Consider the following 21,780-nt stretch of genomic DNA (forward strand, 5'->3'; position numbering starts at 1 on the left):
CTCAGTTCCAACGGTTACCGTCGCGCAGACCAAATGCTGCGCAGTGGTGCGGTTATGTGCCGCGGAGGGCTCATAACCGCACCACTGCGAAGCACTCAGCGGTTCCAGTCTCCGAGCCCGTCGGATCCGCTCAAGGTGCCGCCGTCGGTGTTGACGATGATGACGGGGTCGCCCTTCTGGGCGTTCTCGAAAAACCACTTGCCGTCTTCGGTGCTGACGTTCAGGCAGCCGTGCGATTCGTTGGAGTACCCCTGCTGCGCTTCCGACCACGGGGCAGCGTGCACGAAGATGCCGCTGTAGGAAATGCGCGTGGCGTACTCGACGTACGTGCGGTAGCCCTCCTCGGAGTCCACCGGGACGCCGTAGGTGGACGAGTCCATGTACATGTCGCGGTGTCGCTCACCGACGATGTAGGTGCCGTTCGGGGTTTCGTGGTCGACCTTGCCCATCGAGGTGGGCATGGTCTTGACGACCTCGCCGTTGCGGGTGACGGTGATCTGCTTGGTGTTGTCGTCGGCGGTGGTGATGATCGAGTCACCGGTGGAGAACTCCGCTCTCGCGCCGCCCGCTTCCACGGTCACCTGGGTGTGCGCCGGGTAGAACTCGTTGGGCAGCCACCGCACCTGGGTGTCGTTGATCCAGTAGAAGTGGCCGTCGACGGACGGGTTCGTCGTGACGCGAATGGCCCGCAGTGCGGCGTCGCGATCGCCGATGGCCTCGTCGAAGCGGATGGCGATGGGCTGCGCCACTCCGACGACCTCGCCGCCCGACGGGCTGATGCTGGGATCGGCGAAGTTCGCCGGTGCCGGTTGCGGGATCACCTGCTGCGGAAACACTTGCTGCGGCGCAGGTGCACTCGGGTCCGACGACCCGGGAAGACCGGGAATGGAGATGTCCGGACCTCCGGGCCACAGAGGGGCGGCCTGCGCCGAGCCGAATGCGGCGGAGGCGGCGAGGGCTGTACCTGCAAGGATCGCGCCGATACGGGCGAATCTGCGTGTGCGGACCGGTGATGCCATGAAATCCGACCATCCTTCGTGCTGCGTCGTGATGCCCACCGACAGAGCTGGGTGTGAGCCAAGCCCATTAACACATACCGTCTCGCCATTTGCTAATCGAATATCTCCGAAAGCGGGAAAGAAGCCACGATTACCGCTATCTTGCGCCGACCGGACCGGGCGATGCCCGCGCAGGCCCGCATCGATGTGTCGGCGGGCCGAGAACGGGTAATAGTAAGCAACTCATCCGTCCAGACACCGGCGGTTTACCGTTCGCGGGCTCTTTCATGTCCCGTGTGTGAAAAGGGTGAACCGTGGTCGTCGAAGTTTCTCGCCATAGGCCCATCGGCCGTACCTCCATCAGCGACATCGTCGTCGTCGTGCCTGCGCACAACGAGCAGAATCTGCTCGACGCCTGCCTGACCGCACTGTCACGCGCGGAACGTCGCGTCGTCGACGTGGCGCAGGTGAACGTGACGACGATCGTCGTACTGGATGCGTGCTCCGACGACTCGGCTGCTATCGCGGCACGGCACCCGTCGGTGTCGACCGTGACCGTGGCGCACCGCAACGTGGGAGCGGCGCGAGCGGCCGGATTCTTCAGCTACGGCCTAGCGGACACCACGAACACCTGGTTCGCCACCACCGATGCCGACACCCGAGTGGGCGAGAACTGGCTGCTCGGCCACCTCGGGCACGCCGACGACGGCGCTCGCGCAGTGGCAGGAACGGTGACCGTCGAGTTCGAAGGCCGCGTCGAGAAGGACCTCCGGCTGCGATCGACCTACGACGCGCACTACCGACACGAAGTCGGCCACCCACACGTACACGGCGCCAATCTCGGCATCCGAGCGACGGACTACCTGTCCGTCGGCGGATTCGCGCCGCTCGCCACCGGCGAGGACCACGACCTGGTCCGACGCCTCGAACTCGGCGGCATCGGATGCCGCCGGGTGTGCGATATCCCGGTCACCACGTCAGGCCGACTACGAGGCAGAGCGCCCGACGGTATGGCCGGATTCCTTCGTTCTCTGGAGCCCTCTGCATGATCGATACCGACATCCGCGCTTCACTCGACACCCCGCGGCAGGGCGCCGGGTTGCGCGCCGCCTTCCTGGCTTTCGAGGCCGACGGGCGTCTCGACCTGGCCCTGCCCGGGTCGGGATACACAGATTTGCGGTGGCAATCTCTCGCCGCCCTCAGTCGGCACAACACCGTGCTCGGTAGATGGTCCGAAGCGCACACCGATGCGATCGCGATCCTGCACGAACTCGACGGTCCGACGCCGGAGCGAGGGCAGATCTGGGGCGTGTGGGCTGCGGAACCTCCGGCACCTGTTCTCGAAGCGGTACAGCAGGATTCGGGCTGGTTGCTGACGGGAACCAAGCCGTGGTGTTCGGGCGCTTCGCTGTGCACGCACGCTCTGGTGACTGCCCGGGTGGACGGCAGCCCGCGGTTGTTCGCCGTCGATCTGACTCATCCAGGTGTCGCTCCGGTGCCGAACACCTGGCATGCCGTCGGCATGAGCGAAAGTGATTCCGGTTCGGTCGCTTTCGATACCGTCCCCGCCGTCACCGCCGGAGGTCCGACCGACTATCTGACTCGACCGGGATTCTGGCACGGCGCGATCGGTGTATCAGCGGCGTGGTTCGGCAGCGCGTGCGCCGTCGCCGACACGTTGCATGCTGCCGTCAGAGAGCGGCCGGATCCCCATCGCACAGCCCATCTCGGTGCCATCGCCGCAGCACTCGGCGCGGCGTCGAGCGCACTGACCACCGCGGCGGCCGAGGTGGACGCCGACCCGTTCGACCGCTCCGGTCGCGCCCGTACGCGGGCCCGCATCGTGCGGGCGGTCGTCGAGGATGCGGCCACGCAGTGCATCGACCGCGTCGGTCGCGCCCTCGGAGCCGGCCCCCTGTGCAGCGATGCAGAGCATGCCGGACGCGTCGCCGATCTCACCGTCTACCTGCGGCAGAGCCATGCCGAGCGCGATCTCGAAGCACTCGGCCGCGATATCGCCGAGGAGGACAACCCATGGTAGAGAACGCCTTCGACACCGAAGTGGATGTCGGCACCACAGAATCGGACTGGATGACGGCCGATTGGTCCGTCCCCGGTCTCGACTGGACGGACGTGGTCACCATGGTCGTCGTTGCCCCGCACCCGGACGACGAGATCCTGGGCGTCGGTGGCTTGCTGTCGTTGGCGGCGGCGGCGGGCGTCGACGTGCGGGTGGTCGCGGTGACCGACGGCGACGGTTCACATCCCGGTTCCCCGACCGTGACGTCGGACGATCTTCGCGCCCGACGCCCCGTCGAGTCCGAGCGTGCGTTGGCCGAGCTGGGCATCGACCACTCTCCGACGCGTCTGCAGTTCACCGACGGTGCCGTCGAACATCACGAGAGCGCACTGACCGATGCACTGATGCCGCTACTCGACGCCACCCCGGGCACCTGGTGCCTGACGCCGTGGCGAGGAGACGGCCATCCCGACCACGAAGCCACCGCGCGAGCCTGTCTCACCGCGGCGAATGCGGTGGGAATCCCGGTGGTGGAGTACCCGATCTGGATGTGGCACTGGGCAACTCCGCAGCATCCTGCGGTACCGTGGACGCGCTGTCGCCGGGTGGATCTCCCGGCGCACGCCCTCGATGCAAAGCGCGCGTCCATCGAGCAGTTCGACTCTCAGATCCGGCCGCTGTCGGATCACCCCGCGGATAGAGCCGTCCTGCCGCCGCACATACTTGCCCGCTACCGGCGTCCGTTCGAGGTGGTCTTCGCATGAGCCAGAGTCCTCGGACGAGCTCGAGCCTGAGCGCCGAGTACTTCCGCGACGTCTACGCGTCCACGGACGATCCGTTCATGCTGGACAGCAAGTGGTACGAGAGACGCAAGTACGCGCTGACCATGGCGTCGCTCCCCAAGCCGCAGTATCGACGAGCATTGGAGCCCGGTTGTTCGATCGGCGTACTCACCGAGCAGTTGGCCGCGCGGTGCGAGCAGGTGGTCTCGACCGATGTGGTGCAGAGCGTTCTCGATTCCGCTCGGGCTCGGCTGAAGGGCTCTGCGGCAGTGGAATTCGCGCTGTGGTCGCTGACGGACGACTGGTCGGCCCTGCCCGATTCCACGGTGCCGTTCGATCTGGTCGTCGTCAGCGAGGTCGGCTACTACCTCGATGCTGCGGATCTGGCGTCGGCGATGAGTCGCGTCGTCGAGCATCTGGAGACCGGCGGTACTCTCGTGGCGGCTCATTGGCGTCACGAAGTGGACGACTATCCGCTCGCCGGTGACCGTGTGCACGAGATCATCGCGGCCACACCGGGATTGGCGTTGCTCAGCCGATATTTGGACGAGGACGTGCGCATCGAGATCTTCGTCGTCTCGGACGGGCCGGCAGTGTCGGTTGCAAGCACGGACGGTCTCGACGTGCGCTGACTGCGCTCGATGTGGACCGGATGGAGGTCAGTCGGTGGACTTAGCCGCGTCGATCACGAGCTGTTCTGCCAGCTCGGCGAGTTTGACGTTGGTGTCCTGGGAGAGCTTGGCCAACAACGCGAATGCTGCCTGCGAGTTCAGGTTGTACCGCTCCATCAGCATGCCTTTGGCCTGACCGATCAGGTCTCGGCTCGTCAAGGCAGCCCGAATCTGCTGTTCCTCGCGCGCGGCGGAGAAGGCAATGGCGGCGTGCGCAGCGAACAACGATCCGATGGATTCCGCCTCGCCCGAGAACGCGTTCGTTCGGGTGGAGTGCAGGTTCAGAGCGCCGAAATTGATTCCCTCGACGTAGAGCTGGAAGCAGATCATGCTCTTGACCCCGAGCGCGGACGCCGCAGCGGCGAACTGTGGCCAGCGGGTATCGCTGTCCATGTCGTCGATTCTGATGGTCTTCTGTTCGATAGCCGATTCGAGGCACGGGCCTTCGCCCAAGCGTTCCTGAATCTTGTCGCACTGACCGGCCGGCTCACCCGACAGCGCAGCGCTGTGCACGAACTTGCCTTGCAGCACGGTGGTGATCGACGCGCACTCCGCGGAGGGCACGTTCGCCACCGCGGACTCGGTGATGACGGCAAGCACTCGATCGGGATCCGAGTGCTGACGCCGCAGCTTCTCGGCCACCTCGGCCAGTCGTCGGCTCAGGTCGAAGTCGGGAACCCGCGGGATCGGTCCCGACGCGTTCAGTGTCTGCTCGCTGATTGCGGTCACCTCGTCCTGCTCTGCACCCGCCCCCACTACACGCAGGGGCGTATCCCGACGTCGGCCGAATGCCGACACCACAGGATACGCCCCAGGAGGTGCAGATCGAGAACCGTTAGCGGAGGTTCAGAGTCCGCTGGGTGCGATCAAGGAGTGCACGAACCCGATCTTCTTCACCACGGTCGCCGGCAGCACGAACGGGTAGAGGTCCTGATGACCCATCGATCGGTTGATCTGGTTCAGTGCCCACGACAACGGCAGCCACCAGTCGACGATCTGATCGAAGCCGACGTCACCGGGGAGCGGGCTTTCCAGCGTCGAACCGGCCGGTGCCATCCCGAAGGCCGCGGCCGTGTCGAGGGTGTCGCGGATGTGCAGGTAGTGCGCAAAAGTCTCGGCCCAGTCCTCGGCGGGGTGCATCGTGGCGTACGAGGAGACGTAGTTGTCTTCCCAGCCGTCGGGCGCACCCTCGCTGTAGTGGCGATCGAGAGCGTCCTGGTAGCTCGAATCCGGATCGCCGAACAGTTCCTCGAACGCCGCCCGATGCTCGCCGTTTCCGACCAGCACCATCTGGTAGTAGTGGCCGATCTCGTGCCGGAAGTGCCCGACGAGCGTCCGGTACGGCTCGGACATCGCCACTCGCAGTTGCTCGCGGTGCACATCGTCGCCCTCGGCCAGGTCGAGGGTGATCAGTCCGTTGTCGTGACCGGTCATCACCTGCTGGTCGGCGCTCGACAGTAGATCGAACACCAGGCCCGTCGAGGGATCCTCGTCTCGGCCCACTATGGGTAGTCCCAGTTCGGTGAGCTCGAGGATCACGCGGCGCTTGTTGGTCTCGGCATCGGCGTAGGCGGCCATGGCGTCCACGTCGTCGTCGGCCGGCCGGGTTTGCGTCAGTCGGCAGGACACACAGAGCTCGTCGGTGTCCGCGGTATCGACCAGCCAGTTGCATCGTGCGGTGTTGAGGTTGGCGCACATCTTCCAGGTGGTGCCGTCCACCTCGGCTTCGGCGACACCGTCGTCGGCCTTGTCGGGAAGCACCAGCAGAGCTCTGCTCGGCAGATGGAAGCCGAGTGCGCTCGAGCAGCTCAGACACAGTGAGTTCTCGAACGACAGCTTCTGTCCGCATTTGCGGCAGATGAAATCACGCATGGATGTTCCTTCGTGGCAGGGGTGAGTCGGGCTCGTATTCCCGTTTATCCGCGGACTAATGCCTGTTGCCGAATATGTCGTGCACATCTCTCCCGGCGGTTCGGGCCCGCGACCCGACAACTCTACTCGAGTGCCCGGAAGGAAAGCGCCGACAGCGGTGTTGGTACACACTGCTTCACGACACTCTTGGGAAGGACCCGGGCCGCACATGGCAGATCAGATCACGCCGACGAATCGGCCGATGGCACGTTTCGTCGAGCGGATCTCGCGCGCTCGCGGCGAGAGAAACAGCGAGACCCTGGCAGCCGGCTTCCTGCTGGGGGCCACATTGATCGCACTGATCTGGGCCAATTCGCCCCTGGGCGAGACCTATCAATCGTTCTGGCACACCGAACTGTCGATCACCGTGGGCGAGCACGGCATCTCTCTCGATCTTGCCCACTGGGTCAACGACGGGCTCATGGCGCTGTTCTTCTTCGTCGTCGGCCTCGAGGTCAAGCGCGAATTCGCGATGGGTGAGCTCACCGACCGATCACGAGCCGCCATTCCCATCGTGGCTGCGCTCGCCGGACTGGCAGTGCCGGCGTTGCTGTTCCTCACGTTCAATCCGTCCGGGCCGGCCGCGCAGGCGTGGGGCGTCGTCATTTCCACCGATACGGCGTTCCTATTGGGAGCGCTCGCCGTTCTGGGACCGAAGAAGGCTGCGCGGCTGCGCATCTTCCTGCTCACTCTTGCTGTCGCGGACGACGTGGGCGCACTGGCGATCATCGCCTTCTTCTACACCGACAACCTCGACATCGTGCCGCTGGCGCTGGCGTTCGTCGGCCTCGGGCTGATCTTTCTTCTTCGTCGACTCGAAGTGTGGCGCGGCGTCGGCTACTTCGTCGTCTCGTTGTTCACCTGGGTCGCGATGTACGAGTCCGGAGTTCACCCCACCCTTGCGGGCGTGATGATCGCGCTGATTCTTCCGGTCTACCCGCCGCGCCGCACCGAGGTGGAGCGCGCGTCGGACCTGACACGTGCGTTCCGGCAGTCGCCCAACCCCGAGTACGCCCGGGCTGCTCGACTCGGACTCGATCGAGCAGTGTCGGTCAACGAACGGCTCATGCGGCTCTATCAGCCGTACACGGCCTTCATCATCGTGCCGATCTTCGCGCTCGCCAACGCCGGCGTGGTGCTGAGCTCGGACACTCTGAAAGCGGCATCGACCTCGACGCTCACCTGGGGCATCATCGCCGGACTCGTTCTCGGCAAGCTCGTCGGAATCACCGGTGCATCGGCCATCTTCGCCAGGCTGAGGCCCTCGGCTCTGGCACCGGGCCTGACGCTCTCGCACATCGCGGGCGGTGCGGCGATGTCCGGAATCGGGTTCACGATCTCCCTGTTCATCATCGACCTCGCCCTCGACGACGAGTTGCTCGCCGACGAAGCACGGGTCGGTGTGCTGGCGGCCTCGGTGATCGCCGCACTGCTCGGCTGGATTCTGTTCCGCATCGACGCGAGAATTCACCCGCCGAAAGCCGAAGCGTCGCTCCGCATTCTGAGGCCGGTCAACGCCAAACGTGATCACATTCGCGGTCCGGTCGACGCTCCTCTGACCATCGTGGAGTACGCCGATTTCGAATGCCCGTTCTGCAGCAAGGCAACCGGCAGCGTCGCAGAGGTACGCAAGCACTTCGGCGACGACCTCCGCTACGTCTACCGTCACCTGCCGCTCGACGACTACCACCCGCATGCCCGCTACGCCGCGTACGCCAGTGAGGCCGCCGCGGCGCAGGGCAAGTTCTGGGAGATGGCCGACGTGTTGTTCCGCAACAGTGATGCCCTCGAACCCGACGACATCGACGGCTATGCGCGTGAACTGGGCCTCGACATGGACAAGTTCGAGGACGACATCCGCACCGGCGATCACGTCGTGCGCGTCGAGGACGACGAACTCGACGCCTCGTCCTCGGACGTCGACGGAACGCCCACCTTCTACCTCGGTCGCGGAGACAAGAATCTGATCCGCCATGTCGGGCCGTACGACGCGGCGACGTTGATCCGAGAGCTCGAATCCATGTGAGCGCGGGCAAGGTTGCACCGGACGCGGCTGCGTCGACTGGATCCCGTCGATTCGGCACCGTTGTGTGCAACCTTGCCCGGCTCCGTCAGCTCTCGGTGCGATTCCCCTCGGCATCCCAGTGCTCCGCGACCTTCTTCGACGGCTGCACTCGGGGCGGCTCGCCGGGCATCTTGGGGTAGTCGGGCGGGAAGTTGAGCTCACCACCGGGCAGTGTTTCCCACAGGTGCAGAAGGGGTTCGAGGGAGTATGCCTGGGAATCCATGTCGGCCCACGGGTCGCCGTCCTGCGCCAGGTCCGGCACAGTGACGAGATTGAACTCGCGCGGATCAGTGACGTCGGCCAACTGCGACCATGTCATCGGAGTACTGACCGGTGCGCCCGGTCGGGCTCGCAGACTCCAGGCGCTGGCAATCGTCCGGTCGCGGTTGTTCTGGTTGTAGTCGATGAAGATGCGTTCTCCGCGTTCTTCTTTCCACCAATTGGTGGTCACCCCGTCGTCGCGTCGTTCGAGTTCGCGGCCCAGACCGATCGCCGCGTGCCGCACCTGCTCGAAGGTGTATTCGGGCTCGATACGCACATAGATGTGAATGCCCCGATTGCCGCTCGTCTTCGGATACCCCCGTAAGCCGAGCTCCTCCAACAACTCTCGCGTCACGTCGGCCACGCGTAGCGCGTCTGCGAACGTGGTCCCGGGCTGAGGGTCCAGATCGAGCCGCAGCTCGTCGGGGTGGTCCACGTCCGGTCGTCGGACCGGCCACGGATGGAACGTCAGGGTGCCCATCTGCGCAGCCCACACCAGCGCAGCCGGTTCCGACGGGCACAGCTCTTCGGCGGTGCGTTTGCTGGGGAACGCGATCTTCACCGTCTCGATCCACTCGGGCGCGCCCTTGGGCAGCCGCTTCTGATAGAAGCCGTCGCCCTCCTTGTCCTGGGGGCCAAGCGCCAATCGCATGCCCTCGCGATAGCCGTCGGGCCAACGCTCCATCGCGGTGGGACGATCTCCGATCGCCCGCATCAGCGGCTCCCCCACGGCGGCGAAGTACTCGCACACCTGCAGCTTGGTGATCTCGGGGGTCCGTTCGGTGGCCTCGTAGATCACGCGGTCCGGGCTCGACACTCGTACTTCGCGCTCGCCGACCTGTACGAACGCCGGTGGTGTTTTCGCGGCCATGACTAGCGGCCCCCGGCAATCACATCGGCGACGTCGTAGCGCACCGGAACCTCGAGCTGGTCGTACGCGCACGAGCGCGGTTCACGATCGGGACGCCACCGCAGGAACCGGGCCACGTGCCGCAGCCGTGCGCCTTCCATCTGGTCGTAGGCGACCTCGATGACCCGCTCGATCCGCACCGGAATCCAGTTACGGTCGTTCGACGAATTCCAGCGGGTCGCTTCGCCCGCATGCGTGACGTCGTCGCCGATTCGGAGGGGTTCGAGTTCTTCGAGCAATTCCACCCGACGCTTGTCGGTGAACGCCGATGCACCGCCGATCATGCGCAGATCATCGCCATCGTAGAGTCCGAGCAGTAGCGATCCGATACCGTTGCCGGACTTGTGAATTCGATAACCGATCAGCACACAGTCGGCCGTCCGTGCGTGCTTGATCTTGATCATCTCGCGCTTGTTCGGCAGATAGGGTCCGTCGAGCTTCTTGGCCACCACACCGTCGAGGCCTGCGCCCTCGAACCGCTCGAACCAATCCTCGGCAACCGCAGCATCATCGGTGGCGGAGGTGACGAAGCAACTCGGCCCGCCGGTTCCCACCTCGTCGAGCAATCGCGCTCGCCGCGTCGAGAACGGCTCACCCGTCAGATCCTCGTCGCCGACGGCCAACAGATCGAAGCCGATGAACTGCGCGGGTGTCTTCTCCGCCAGCATCGTCACCCGACTCGCCGCAGGGTGAATTCGCTCCGACAGCGACTCCCAGTCCAGACGAGTGGAACCGTTCTTCTCGCGGGGAACCACGATTTCGCCGTCGACGACGATCTTCTCTGGCAACTCGGCCTTGACCGCTTCCAACAACTCCGGGAAGTAGCGGGCCAGGTCCTTGCCCCCTCGAGATCCGAGCACCACCTCGTCGCCGTCGCGGAAAACGATGGCACGAAAGCCGTCCCACTTGGGCTCGTAGGACCACACCGGTGGCCCGTCCTCGGGCTGGGCAGGTACCACTTTCGCGGCCTTGGCGAGCATCGGCGCAACCGGAACGGCGAGAGGAAGATCCACGCAGTTCATCCTGCCTCATGCGGCCGACACGCGAGTCCGATATTTTCTACTCACAGCACGCATGAATCTACGAGGGCAGGACTCATCATGGCGTCACCCCACCGTTCGGTCCGCGCTCTGGTTCTCGCGCTGTCGGCGTGTGCGGCGCTGGTACTCGGCGGTTGCGCCGCGGAAGTGTCCGGTACCGCCGTCGCGATCCCCGGCGCGAGCATTCCGGCCACCTCGACCACCAGCCCTCCCACCACCGCACCGACGCCCGACATCGACGACGGCGGCAGCGTCGAGATCGACGTGGAGGTCGGCGAATGCGTCGAGCTGGGCGGGACCGTCGAGGAGGCGTCCATAACCAACGCGACCTGCGGATCGCCGGAGTCCAATTACGTCGTCTTCGCCAAGACCCCGACCTCGGCCGAGTGCCCGGCGGACGCCGATCAGTACTACTACGAGACCTACTTCGACATCGAGCAGGGTGCTCTGTGCCTCGACATCGACTGGCAGCTCGGCGGATGCATGGACATCGTCGACGAATTCGCTCGACGCGTCGACTGCGCCACGCCAGGCGCCGACACCCGGCGCGTCGTGGCCATCCTGCAAGGCACCTCCTCGGTCGACGACTGCCCCGACCCGGCGCTGTACGGATACGAGAAGGACACCCGCAACTTCGTCGTCTGTGTCGAACGCTTGTGAGCGATGAGGCCATCTCACTGTCCAGCGCTCGGGGGCGCTGGATCGTCGCGGCCACGGTGCTCGGCTCTTCTCTAGCGATGCTCGACGCCACCGTGGTCAATATTGCGCTACCCGCGATCGGTCGCGATCTCGGTTCGGGCGTCACCGGCCTGCAGTGGACGGTGAGCGGCTACACCCTGACGCTGGCGTCGCTGATTCTGCTGGGCGGTTCTCTCGGCGACCGGATGGGGCGCAGACGGGTGGCCGTCTGGGGCACGGTCTGGTTCGCGTCCGCATCGGTGCTGTGTGGACTGGCCCCGAACATCGAGGTGCTGATTGCGGCGCGACTTCTGCAGGGCGTCGGCGCGGCCTTGCTGACGCCGGGTTCTCTCGCGCTGATCTCAGCATCCATCAAAGCCGAGGATCGGGGAGCTGCGATCGGGCTGTGGTCGGGACTGGGCGGCGTCGCGTCGGCCATCGGGCCCTTGCTCGGCGGCTGGTTGGTCGACGCCGTCGGGTGGCGCTCGGTGTTCCTGATCAACATCCCGCTTGCCGTGGTGGTCGTGGTCGTTGCCGCGAAACATGTTCCGGAGAGCCGGGATCCGCACGTGTCCGGTCGGCTCGACGTACCGGGCGCACTGACGGTCGCGGCGGCATTGGGTCTGCTCACCTATGGGCTGATCGAGTCGCACACACCGGCACTCGTGCTCGGCGTGGTGGCGATCGCGGTGTTCGTGCTGATCGAACGCCGCTCGCACGATCCATTGGTGCCGCCGTCACTGTTCGCCTCGCGAGTGTTCCTGGCCGCCAACCTCGTCACGTTCACCGTCTATGCCGCCCTGGGCGGAGTGTTCTTCCTTCTTGTGTTGCAGCTGCAGTTCGCCGTGGGCTACTCGCCCATCGCCGCCGGGGTGGCGACGCTGCCCATCACCGCTCTGATGCTCCTCCTCTCTGCCCGCGCGGGCAGAATCGCCGGGCGCATCGGACCACGAATTCCGATGACGGTCGGGCCGCTGCTGTCCGCCCTGGGCCTACTGCTGATGCTGCGCGTCGGTCCTGGATCCAGTTACGCCACCGACATCCTGCCCGCCGTCCTCGTGTTCGGACTCGGCCTCTCCACGCTCGTCGCCCCGCTGACCGCGGCCGTCCTGGGTGCGGTATCCACCGATCGCGCCGGAATCGCGTCGGGCGTCAACAATGCCGTGGCCCGCACCAGTCAACTGCTCGCCGTCGCCGCGCTACCTGCCCTCGCCGGGATCGCAGGCTCCGATTACTCTGCGCCGGACGTATTCTCGGACGGTTTCCACAGCGCAATGCTGATATGCGCCGGACTGCTGGTACTCGGTGCCGCCATCGCGGCCGTGCTGATCCGCGGCCCCGGCGACGAGGCATCGAACTGCCCACCGCACTGCGATATGGGCTCACCGCCGATCGGACGACGCACGGACCCGAACTGAGTACTCACCGCATCGGGTCATCGGACTACCAGTACCGAGCAGTCGGCGTAGTGGATGAGATTCTGGCTTACCGATCCCAGAATCGTTCCGAGAAGTGCACCCCGGCCCCGGCACCCGACCACGATCATCGATGCCGACGCGGACATCGCACGCAGGCCTCGCGTCGGGCTCGACTGCGCACTCACAGTAGTCAGCGCCACATCTGGGTACTTCTCGCGCACGGTCTCCACCTGCGTATCGAGCCAATGCTGTTCGTGAGCACGAATACTCACCCAGTCGACGTCCTCGAATCCTGTTCCAAGACCTGCCTGAGTGGCAAATCCCCAGTAGTTGACGGCGACCACCGGCGAGCCGAGAGTGTGAGCAATCTCGAACGCCGCCCACAGCGCCCGATTTGACGGCTCACTCCCGTCGACCCCCACCACGATCGGGCGTGCGGAGTCGGCACTGTCGACGGCGTTGCGGATGAGCAGCACCGGGCACCGTGCGTGCGTCACGACTCGGAGCGTGTTGCTGCCGAGAGTCAGGTCTCGCAGTGCGCTCGACTTCCTCGATCCCAGAACCACCAATTCCGCGTCGGCATCCGCCACGTACGAGGCAATGGTCCCATCGGCGGTGACGGTATCGACGCACACCTCGGGTGCTGCGTCGTGAAACGCTGCCTCGGCGCGGGCGAGATGTTTGCGACCGATCGCACGCAGGTCCCTCTCCAGCGCACCGCCGTCGACGAATGCCGCGGACCCGTACCAATCACCCTCGGGGACTGCATGAACCAGGCGCACGGGTGCGCGTACCTTCCCCGCATAGGCCGCCGCCCAGTGCGCCGCGGCATCGGCCTCGCTGGAGCCGTCGATGCCGACGAGGATGGGAAGCACGCGGTCGGTGGAATTGCTCATGATTCGTCCTCGTCTTGTGGTCGACTGTTCTTGCAGTCGAATCGAATCGACCGTAGATCTGCAACCGCGCCCACCTTCGGAGCACGCGGTCCATCATCGAGGTGGCCGAGGTCCCTCATGTCGAGTCTCCCTTGGTCCGACCACGTTCGGTCTCGAACTCCAGCCAGTCGAGGTCCCACTGGCGCATTCGGGCACGCCGACCGAAGTACCGCATCGCCTGGACGGCGACGACGACAACCATCGCGCAGGTCACCCAGAACCCAACGGCTGCACTGATTCCCAGCACAGCGTTCGAGGTGGAAGACGGCGGTTCCGCAACCCGCCCGCCCTCGGAATCGACCCGAACCAAAACTGTTTCCCACTGTTCGGCTTCGTCCGGGACTCGAACCTCGTCTCGGTGCCGCTGCCCCGGTGGCCACTCCCACACGACCGTTGCGTAGTGCTCGGCCGGATCGAAGACGGCAGTCTCTTCCGATCGCAGCGTCGGTTCACTCGTCACCAGAGCATCGATCTGCTGGGTGCCGGCCCTCGTTCGGGCCGACGCGGCATTCAGATCGGCGTAGGTGAGCGATCCGAGCAGTGCGGCGAAGGGAACGAGTGCCAGAATCACCGCCGTCCCACACGCGACAACGAGGGCCGCAGTTCGATCACGGCCTCGCATCAGGGGATTGGTACTCCACGGTGCCAGACGCCACCAGCGAGCAACATCGAATCCGAACACCGCAACCACCCACTTTCCCGAATCCGGTCGGTCATCGGTCCCGGCAGATCATGACCGGACAGTGCGCATGCCGGGTGAGGTTGCTACTGGTAGATCCGAACAGGGCACCGGCGACGACTCCTCGCCCGTGGCTGCCGACCACGACGATGCCGGCGCGCGTGGATTGCTCTATCAGCAGGTGCGCCGGGTTGCCCTGCTGGACAACATGTTCCACCGTGACATCCGGGTACTTCTCGCTCCACCCGGCGAGGCTCTCGGACAGCAACAGCTGCTGTTCGCGCTCGATCTCGGTCTCGTCGGTCGATCCGGGCAGGGACAGAGCAGCCCCCTGGGACAACGAGCTCCAGGCGTGTGCGGCGATCATCGGCACGCCGAACATCGAGGCCAGATCGAACGCTTGCCCGACCGCTGCTTCACTCGTCGCGCTGCCGTCGATGCCGACGAGGACAGGTGCGTCGACGACGTCGGTTCCTTTGCGCCACACGATCACCGGACACCATGCCGCGGTCGATGTCCTCTGCGCCGTGCTCCCGAACAACGCCGACACGATCGGGCCCGAACCCGAATTGCCGACGACGAGCATGCGTGCGGTGCGAGAGAGTTCGACCATCATCGAGCACGCCGACATCTCCTCGACGGAAGTGGTGACCGCACTGTGCGGATGCCGGGCCAGCACCGAGGTAGCAACGTCGGTCACGACGCGTTCTGCAGCGCGACGCTGCTCCTCCCAGATGTCGAGGGGAAGGACCGATGCGGACTCACCAATGTAGAACGCAGGATGCTGCACCGCCACGGCGATGTGCAGCGGGGCCTTCAACCGCTCGGCCAGGTTTGCCGCCCAGAGAGCAGCGCAGATGCTGCTCGGCGAACCATCGACGCCCACAACGATCTTGTGATGATCTGCCAGAACCATGGCCATCTCCTGTCCTCGGATGCTTCTCTGCCATTGGACAACTCGAGAGCGGCCGCGCCACAGAGCATTTGGTCCCCAGTTTCGGGTTCCTGCTACCTCGTCACAGCGGCAGGGTTTTGCGTGTTCCTCGCGCCGTGCTACCTGTGGCCACGGACAGCACCGACGACACCGCTCGCCGCGGGGTCGGTGCGAGAGGCGACCCGACCATCGGCGCACCGATCCGAATCAGCACCTGTGGCACACCACGGCCGGGGGCCAGTGACTCGACCAGGGCTCGACTGCCCGCCTGCTCGGTCATATGCGTGAGCGGGCAGGTCGCCAGCCCGTCGGCGGTTGCGGCCAGCAGGAATGCGGACATGACCCGCCCGCACTGCAACCAGTTCACGCGCTCATCGGAAGCAGTGCCGAGAAGCACCACCGTGGACTCGTCTGTCGCCGCTGTTCCCGTCCTGCCGATTCGATGCGGTTCGGGAAACTCTCGGCCCACCCGCACCCTGGAGGACTCCGTGCGATCGGTGAGGGCCTCGGGCGGAATTCCCCCCGATCGGAACGAGTGCCCGGCCCACCACCTGATCTCGGCCTGATACGACGCGTCGTATTTTCGTACGTTCGCGCTCAACCTCGACGCCGTGGCCAGCGTCTCCTTGGCTTCGGCCGACAGGAACGTCGTTCGGACGTCGTGGACTCCGTCGACCCGCCTCGGGTAGCGCGCCGGTATGCGATTGTTCGGCACCGGCCCGAACGCCCGACGATCCGAGTGCCGGCGGTTGATCGCCGCCAACAAGTCGAACTCGTGCGATCGTGGATGCGCGTCGTGGGTGAGCCGAACACGCGCAAGATGATCCGGCGCACCGGGCGTCGGCATCGATTCGACATCGGCAGTCCACCGAAATGCCGCGGCCGCAGTGCACAGATGGTCCAACGCGGCCCCACAGCTGAGGACCAGCTGCCGCTCGGTCGGGTCTATCGCCCCGAGCAGTCGAGACCGATCGGTGAACAGATCGAGTCCGTGCTCGGAGTAAACCCACCTCCACGGCTGACTGTTGTGCACCGACGGAGCGCGGCCCGCGAGCTCCACCAACATCTCCACCACGGCAGAATCCGGCTGATCGTTCATCGTCTCTCCTCGACCTCCCACCGCGAGGCGGCGGCTGCCCACCACTGTCGACCCACGTCGGCAGTGCACGACAGGGTCATCGGTCACCGCATGAGGGGGACCATCGCCGACGACGTCGGAGCGCGAGTCCGGTCAGAGTTGTTCTCGGCGGGCCTGTTTGATCCGATACAGCTCCGCATCGGCGCGCGCGAGAATATCCGAGACCTGCTCACCTGGATCCGTCGACCATGCTGTTCCCACGCTGACGAACGGCAGGGCCTCGGTGGTGGCGCGAGCGAACTCGTCCATGAGCTCGGGTGGATGCCCGGCCAACAGCGCCGCGAATTCGTCCCCACCCAGACGGGCAATGACCGCACCCCGCGGCGACGACCGCGTCCACGATTGCGCCAGCTCGACCAACAAGTCGTCGCCCGCACGATGGCCCTGCGTGTCATTGACCCGTTTGAAGTTATCGACGTCGACGATCACCACCGCCACCGGATCACCGATCGGCAGACCGGCCCGGGCTTTCGCGGTCTCCATCTCCCAACCCGCCCTGTTGAAGACTCCGGTCAACGGGTCGGTACACGATGCCGCGATCAACGCCTTGGTCACCACACCGAACGCGCCACCCGCGGCCACGATCGCCACCCCGAAGATCGGATAGGTGATCGGATAGGTCGGAGCCGGTGCCCACCACAGGGCGAGCAGCACGAGAACCACCAGCACCCCCACCACCGCGTGAGCGAGCCGATCACGCAGGAACGCGCGGACGTACATCGCGAGAAACATCGCCGCGATCAAGCACAGAGACTGCGCCGACGCGAGGGTGTGAAACGCCATCACGGCCGGCGTGGCCAGCACCGCAGCAATCAGCGCCACCCGGTGTCCGACAGCGGTACGCGGACGAAGCCACAACACCGCAACACCGCCGATCCCCAGGCCGACGGCCAACACTCCGCCCGTGACCACCGCAGTGGATCGCCCACCGTGCGGTAGGAGCGTCACCGTCACCCCGGCTGCGTAGAGCGCCGTGGTCACCACGAGGTAGTACCTGAGCAGGCGGGTCTGCAGGCCCGCGATGCCGTGCACTGCTCCCGGGTGGGCAGCATGGTCGACCAGTCGCATGCGGACAACCCTGCCAGTCCCGGTACGGCGTGTCGCGGGCAGACAAGGTGTCGTTCGCTCGCCCGGGCGAACTCGCCGAACCCACAGGTTTAGGGTTGACGGTGAATGCGACCTCAGGAGCGGAACCTCCAGGACGCGACCGAGGATCCATATTCGCCGACCGCTCAGGAGTGTCATGACGACCCCGCAGAATCCGCAAGAAGGCATCGACGTCAAGCCGCGTAGCCGCGACGTCACCGATGGACTGGAGAAGACCGCCGCCCGCGGCATGCTCCGCGCCGTCGGAATGGGCGACGAGGACTGGGGCAAGTCCCAGATCGGTGTCGCGTCCTCGTGGAACGAGATCACCCCGTGCAACCTCTCGCTCGAACGACTCGCGAAGGCCGTCAAGCAGGGCGTCCACGCCGCCGGCGGCTACCCGCTGGAATTCGGCACCATCTCGGTCTCCGACGGCATCTCGATGGGCCACGAGGGCATGCACTTCTCGTTGGTCTCCCGTGAGGTGATCGCCGACAGCGTCGAAACCGTCATCAGCGCAGAACGTCTCGACGGTTCCGTCCTGCTCGCCGGTTGCGACAAGTCGCTACCCGGAATGCTCATGGCCGCAGCACGTCTGGATCTGGCGAGCGTGTTCCTCTACGCCGGCTCCACCCTGCCCGGGTTCGCGACCCTGTCCGACGGCAGCGAGCACCAGGTGACGATCATCGACGCCTTCGAGGCTGTCGGTGCCTGTTCGCGTGGACTGATGTCGCGTGCAGACGTCGACACCATCGAACGCGCCATCTGCCCGGGCGAAGGCGCTTGCGGCGGCATGTACACCGCCAACACGATGGCCAGCGCCGCCGAAGCTATGGGAATGTCGTTGCCCGGCAGCGCTTCTCCTCCCGCCCCCGATCGCCGACGTGACGGATTCGCCCACGCCAGCGGCGAGGCCGTCGTCGAATTGCTGCGACGCGGCATCCGCACCAGCGACATCCTCACCAAGGAAGCCTTCGAGAACGCCATCGCCGTCGTCATGGCATTCGGCGGCTCCACCAACGCCGTACTGCACCTGTTGGCCATCGCCCACGAGGCGCAGGTCGAGCTGACTCTCGCGGACTTCACCCGCGTCGGAGCGAAGGTTCCGCACCTCGCCGACGTCAAGCCCTTCGGCAAGCACGTCATGACCGACGTCGACGCCATCGGCGGTGTCCCCGTGGTGATGAAGGCGCTGCTCGACGCGGGCCTCATGCACGGCGACTGCATGACGGTCACCGGAAAGACCGTGGCGCAGAACCTCGCACACATCGCGCCCCCGGATCCCGACGGCAAGGTACTGCGCGCACTCGACAAGCCGATCCACCCGACCGGCGGCATCACCATCCTCGAGGGCTCACTCGCCCCCGGCGGGGCAGTGGTGAAGTCCGCAGGCTTCGACTCGGACGTCTTCGTCGGCACTGCACGCGTGTTCGAGCGTGAACGCGCGGCCATGGACGCACTCGAAGACGGCACCATCGCAGCGGGCGACGTCGTGGTCATCCGCTACGAGGGACCCAAGGGCGGACCGGGGATGCGGGAGATGCTCGCCATCACCGGAGCTATCAAGGGCGCGGGACTCGGCAAGGACGTCCTGCTACTCACCGACGGCCGATTCTCCGGCGGCACCACCGGCCTGTGCGTCGGACACGTTGCCCCCGAGGCCGTCGACGGCGGTCCGATCGCTTTCGTGCGCGACGGCGACCAGATCCGACTCGACGTCGGCAAGGGCACCCTCGATCTCCTCGTCGATGCGGCCGAGCTCGAATCCCGAGCACAGGGCTGGGCTCCACTGCCGCCGCGCTACACCCGAGGAGTGCTGGCCAAGTACTCCAAGCTGGTCGGTTCCGCATCGAACGGTGCGGTGCTGATCTAGCAACAGTCTCTTCGCCGGCCCGCCCCACTACCGTTCGCGTCAATGAACCACTGCATACGTCTGAGCAGTGCAAGGGTCCATTCACGCCGCGATCAGCCGCGCGTCAATGAACCACTGCATACGTCTGAGCAGTGCAAGGGTCCATTCACGCGGGGCTGGCGGACGGGGGGCGGGCGGGCGGGGGTGGGCAGCGGGACAGCAGCGGCAGAACCAAAGCGGGAGAGCTACAGCGGCATTGCCCACATGGAGCTCGAACGTTCCTTGAATTCGGTGCAGTTCGCGTGTTGCTTGCTGGCTCGCTGGTAGAAGGTCTGCAGCGGAGCGACGGGCCGCTTCGGCGTGTGCACCGGAGCCACCGGGAGGTCGCTGAGTTCGAGTGCAGCGTCGAGAGCTTCCTCGGCCTCGACGCGTCGGGTGCGCGCCAGGTTCGACAATGCGAGCTGGTGGATGGTCACCCGCTCACCGGACCGGGCGTCCAGGGAGGCTTGTCGGGCGACCGATGCGTCCAGTTCGTACACCTTCGAGGCCAGCTGGTAGATGCTCGGGCGTTCGAGTTCGGCGTCCACCAGAGCCGGCTCGGCCACGGTGCGCGCCGGGACCGTCTTCGGAGTGGATTTCTCGTCGCTTCGTGACGTGTGCCGCGCGCCCGTCTTGTCGTTTCTGGCGGCCGACGGCCGTTCCAGTAGCTGTTCGAGTGCGGCAACCTCTCGATCGGCTGCGGCGTCCTTGGTGGACGGAGCGACGAAGGGCACGATCGGCTCGAACGGGATCTTCTCCGACGACGCCGTCTGTGCAGCGTTCTTCGAGGGGATCAGCACAGCGACGATCACGGTGCCGACGCCGAACACCACGGTGGCAACAAGGCTGGTGTGTACCACTGCCTCGCCGAACGCGGCAACGGCATTAGCTTCGAGATTGTCGGCGAACCCGCTGAGGAAGCCGTTCTGAGAACGAATGATGTCGGACACGATCACTGCACCAGCAAGCGAATCTTGCGATGCAGCAAGGCCTTCCGCTGCCTGACCGGTGTACTGACCGTTCGGCTGCTTGCCGGGGAAGGCCTCCAGAAACCCGTCGATTCCCTGGCGGTAGGACGCGGCGAGCACCGACCCGAGCACAGCGATGCCCAGGGATCCGCCTAGTTCGAGAGCTGTGTCGTTGAGTCCGCCTCCCACGCCGAGTTTGCTGTCCGGAAACTCCCCCATGATCGCGTCGGTGCAGGGCGAGACCGACAGCCCGATCGCCAGACCCAGCAGCGTCAACACGGGCAGGAAATCGGTATACGTTGCCGCCGAGTCGATTCCGAGCAACGAGACCACCGACAACGTACCCACGACCATGCCTGCGGTCACGGTGACGCGGGGCCCGAGCTTGGGCGTGAGCCACATCGTGATTCCGGATCCGACGAATACTGCACCGGCCAGCGGCAGCAGATGCACTCCCGTGGACACCGGGCCGTACCCCAGAGCGAACTGGAGGTACTGGGCGACGAAATAGATGGCTCCGAACGTGACGAGGAAGAACACCAGCACGGCAAGGGTTGCTCCGGCAAGGATGCGGGAGGAGAACATTCGGACGTCGAGCAACGGATTGGGATGGCGCAGTTCCCATCCCACGAAACCGATGGTCGACAGCAGGCCGACGAGTCCGAAGTACAACGGGCCGACGGTCCAACCGAAGTGCATGCCCTCGATGATCGCGTACACGACGGTCGATACGGCCAGGACGGACAGCAGCCCACCGATCCAATCGATCGCACCGGGGTCGACGGCCCGCGACGGTGGAACCAGGATGACGGCTCCGACGATGGCGGCCAACGCGATAGGAACGTTGATCAGGAACGTCGAATGCCAGGTGAAGCTCTCGAGCAGCCACCCCGCCAGCAACGGACCCGCTGCGATGGCGAGTCCCGATGTCGCTGCCCACACGGTGACTGCGGTGGCACGCTCCCGCTTCGGGAACGTCGATACCAACAGGGACAGAGTTGCAGGCATGACGATCGCCGCGGCGACGCCCATGACGATGCGAGCCAGGATGACGCCGAGCGTGGCGTCGGTCAGTGCGCCGGCGATCGAACCCGCGACGAAGATGATCAGGCCGAGAATCAGCGCGCCGCGGCGGCTGTAGCGATCTCCGATCACGCCGCACAGCAGCATCAGCGACGCGTAGGGCACGGTGTACCCATCGATCACCCACTGCAGATCGCTGCTCGTCAGACCCAGGTCGAGAGTCATCGACGGTGCCGCGACCAGCAGCGATGTGTTGGCCATGACCACGATCAGCAAGCTCAGGCACAGCACCACCAGTGCCGACCAGCGTCGTGGGTACGGCTTGTGCATATCTTGGACAGGCGTCATCGCAAGCAGTGTCATCGTGTGTTC

General features: G+C 65.6%; 19 protein-coding genes. 8 read left to right on the forward strand and 11 right to left on the reverse strand.

Annotated elements, in window-relative coordinates; all coding sequences use genetic code 11:
• Positions 1-95 precede the first annotated feature (95 nt).
• Positions 96-1,019, reverse strand: coding sequence for a L,D-transpeptidase (locus ACIGGF_RS16960; protein WP_397522403.1), 924 nt, complete (start codon positions 1,017-1,019; stop codon positions 96-98).
• Between the two features lie 293 nt (positions 1,020-1,312).
• Here ACIGGF_RS16960 and ACIGGF_RS16965 point away from each other — a divergent pair, with 293 nt between their 5' ends.
• From ACIGGF_RS16965 to ACIGGF_RS16980, 4 genes are read left to right on the forward strand one after another with little or no spacing between them, the layout of a single operon-like run.
• On the forward strand, positions 1,313-2,047 hold the full coding sequence (locus ACIGGF_RS16965; RefSeq protein ID WP_397522404.1) for a glycosyltransferase: 735 nt from the start codon (positions 1,313-1,315) through the stop codon (positions 2,045-2,047).
• Positions 2,044-3,039 (forward strand): acyl-CoA dehydrogenase family protein, encoded by a 996-nt coding sequence (locus ACIGGF_RS16970; protein WP_397522405.1) that lies wholly within the window; start codon positions 2,044-2,046, stop codon positions 3,037-3,039. The genes ACIGGF_RS16965 and ACIGGF_RS16970 overlap by 4 nt, the downstream gene beginning before the upstream one ends.
• Positions 3,033-3,782, forward strand: coding sequence for a PIG-L deacetylase family protein (locus tag ACIGGF_RS16975; protein ID WP_397522406.1), 750 nt, complete (start codon positions 3,033-3,035; stop codon positions 3,780-3,782). The genes ACIGGF_RS16970 and ACIGGF_RS16975 overlap by 7 nt, the downstream gene beginning before the upstream one ends.
• On the forward strand, positions 3,779-4,432 hold the full coding sequence (locus ACIGGF_RS16980) for a class I SAM-dependent DNA methyltransferase (protein ID WP_397522407.1): 654 nt from the start codon (positions 3,779-3,781) through the stop codon (positions 4,430-4,432). Before ACIGGF_RS16975 ends, ACIGGF_RS16980 begins: the two co-directional genes overlap by 4 nt.
• 27 nt (positions 4,433-4,459) lie before the next feature.
• On the opposite strand, the gene ACIGGF_RS16985 is transcribed toward ACIGGF_RS16980, so the two are convergent.
• Entirely contained in the window at positions 4,460-5,200 is a 741-nt protein-coding gene (locus ACIGGF_RS16985; protein WP_397522408.1) for a GAF and ANTAR domain-containing protein, read from the reverse strand.
• Positions 5,201-5,317: 117 nt separating this feature from the next.
• The gene (locus tag ACIGGF_RS16990) at positions 5,318-6,343 is read right to left on the reverse strand and encodes a putative zinc-binding metallopeptidase (RefSeq protein ID WP_397522409.1); all 1,026 of its coding nucleotides are present in this window, start codon (positions 6,341-6,343) and stop codon (positions 5,318-5,320) included.
• A gap of 208 nt (positions 6,344-6,551) precedes the next feature.
• Between ACIGGF_RS16990 and nhaA the strand changes: the two genes are divergently transcribed.
• Positions 6,552-8,408, forward strand: a complete 1,857-nt coding sequence (nhaA, locus tag ACIGGF_RS16995) for a Na+/H+ antiporter NhaA (protein WP_397522410.1) — start codon at positions 6,552-6,554, stop codon at positions 8,406-8,408.
• 85 nt (positions 8,409-8,493) lie between these two features.
• Here nhaA and ACIGGF_RS17000 read toward each other — a convergent pair whose 3' ends face one another.
• Both ACIGGF_RS17000 and ACIGGF_RS17005 read right to left on the reverse strand, forming a co-directional pair.
• Positions 8,494-9,579, reverse strand: a complete 1,086-nt coding sequence (locus tag ACIGGF_RS17000) for a DNA polymerase domain-containing protein (RefSeq protein WP_397522411.1) — start codon at positions 9,577-9,579, stop codon at positions 8,494-8,496.
• Between the two features lie 2 nt (positions 9,580-9,581).
• A complete protein-coding gene (locus ACIGGF_RS17005) occupies positions 9,582-10,631 on the reverse strand; it encodes an ATP-dependent DNA ligase (RefSeq protein ID WP_397522412.1) in 1,050 nt (349 codons plus the stop codon).
• Between the two features lie 87 nt (positions 10,632-10,718).
• Here ACIGGF_RS17005 and ACIGGF_RS17010 point away from each other — a divergent pair, with 87 nt between their 5' ends.
• Together ACIGGF_RS17010 and ACIGGF_RS17015 are read left to right on the forward strand one after the other, a co-directional pair.
• On the forward strand, positions 10,719-11,318 hold the full coding sequence (locus ACIGGF_RS17010) for a hypothetical protein (RefSeq protein ID WP_397522413.1): 600 nt from the start codon (positions 10,719-10,721) through the stop codon (positions 11,316-11,318).
• On the forward strand, positions 11,315-12,754 hold the full coding sequence (locus ACIGGF_RS17015; protein ID WP_397522414.1) for an MFS transporter: 1,440 nt from the start codon (positions 11,315-11,317) through the stop codon (positions 12,752-12,754). Before ACIGGF_RS17010 ends, ACIGGF_RS17015 begins: the two co-directional genes overlap by 4 nt.
• 17 nt (positions 12,755-12,771) lie before the next feature.
• Here the strand turns inward: ACIGGF_RS17015 and ACIGGF_RS17020 are convergent, their stop codons facing one another.
• The 5 genes from ACIGGF_RS17020 to ACIGGF_RS17040 form a co-directional block, all read right to left on the reverse strand.
• On the reverse strand, positions 12,772-13,650 hold the full coding sequence (locus tag ACIGGF_RS17020) for a universal stress protein (RefSeq protein WP_397522415.1): 879 nt from the start codon (positions 13,648-13,650) through the stop codon (positions 12,772-12,774).
• A 115-nt stretch (positions 13,651-13,765) separates the two neighbouring features.
• Positions 13,766-14,371 carry a hypothetical protein gene (locus tag ACIGGF_RS17025; RefSeq protein ID WP_397522416.1) on the reverse strand — a complete coding sequence of 202 codons (606 nt, stop codon included), beginning with the start codon at positions 14,369-14,371 and terminating at the stop codon, positions 13,766-13,768.
• 31 nt (positions 14,372-14,402) lie between these two features.
• Positions 14,403-15,290 (reverse strand): universal stress protein, encoded by an 888-nt coding sequence (locus tag ACIGGF_RS17030; RefSeq protein ID WP_397522417.1) that lies wholly within the window; start codon positions 15,288-15,290, stop codon positions 14,403-14,405.
• 94 nt (positions 15,291-15,384) lie between these two features.
• Positions 15,385-16,401: an Acg family FMN-binding oxidoreductase gene (locus tag ACIGGF_RS17035; protein WP_397522418.1), complete on the reverse strand. Its 1,017-nt coding sequence runs from the start codon at positions 16,399-16,401 to the stop codon at positions 15,385-15,387.
• Between the two features lie 132 nt (positions 16,402-16,533).
• Positions 16,534-17,508, reverse strand: coding sequence for a diguanylate cyclase domain-containing protein (locus ACIGGF_RS17040; RefSeq protein ID WP_397522419.1), 975 nt, complete (start codon positions 17,506-17,508; stop codon positions 16,534-16,536).
• A 175-nt stretch (positions 17,509-17,683) separates the two neighbouring features.
• Between ACIGGF_RS17040 and ilvD the strand changes: the two genes are divergently transcribed.
• A complete protein-coding gene (ilvD, locus tag ACIGGF_RS17045) occupies positions 17,684-19,399 on the forward strand; it encodes a dihydroxy-acid dehydratase (protein WP_397522420.1) in 1,716 nt (571 codons plus the stop codon).
• 224 nt (positions 19,400-19,623) lie between these two features.
• On the opposite strand, the gene ACIGGF_RS17050 is transcribed toward ilvD, so the two are convergent.
• On the reverse strand, positions 19,624-21,771 hold the full coding sequence (locus ACIGGF_RS17050) for an MFS transporter (protein ID WP_397522421.1): 2,148 nt from the start codon (positions 21,769-21,771) through the stop codon (positions 19,624-19,626).
• Between the last annotated feature and the right edge of the window lie 9 nt (positions 21,772-21,780).

Source organism: Rhodococcus sp. NPDC078407 (assembly GCF_044542515.1).
GTDB lineage: Bacteria > Actinomycetota > Actinomycetes > Mycobacteriales > Mycobacteriaceae > Rhodococcoides.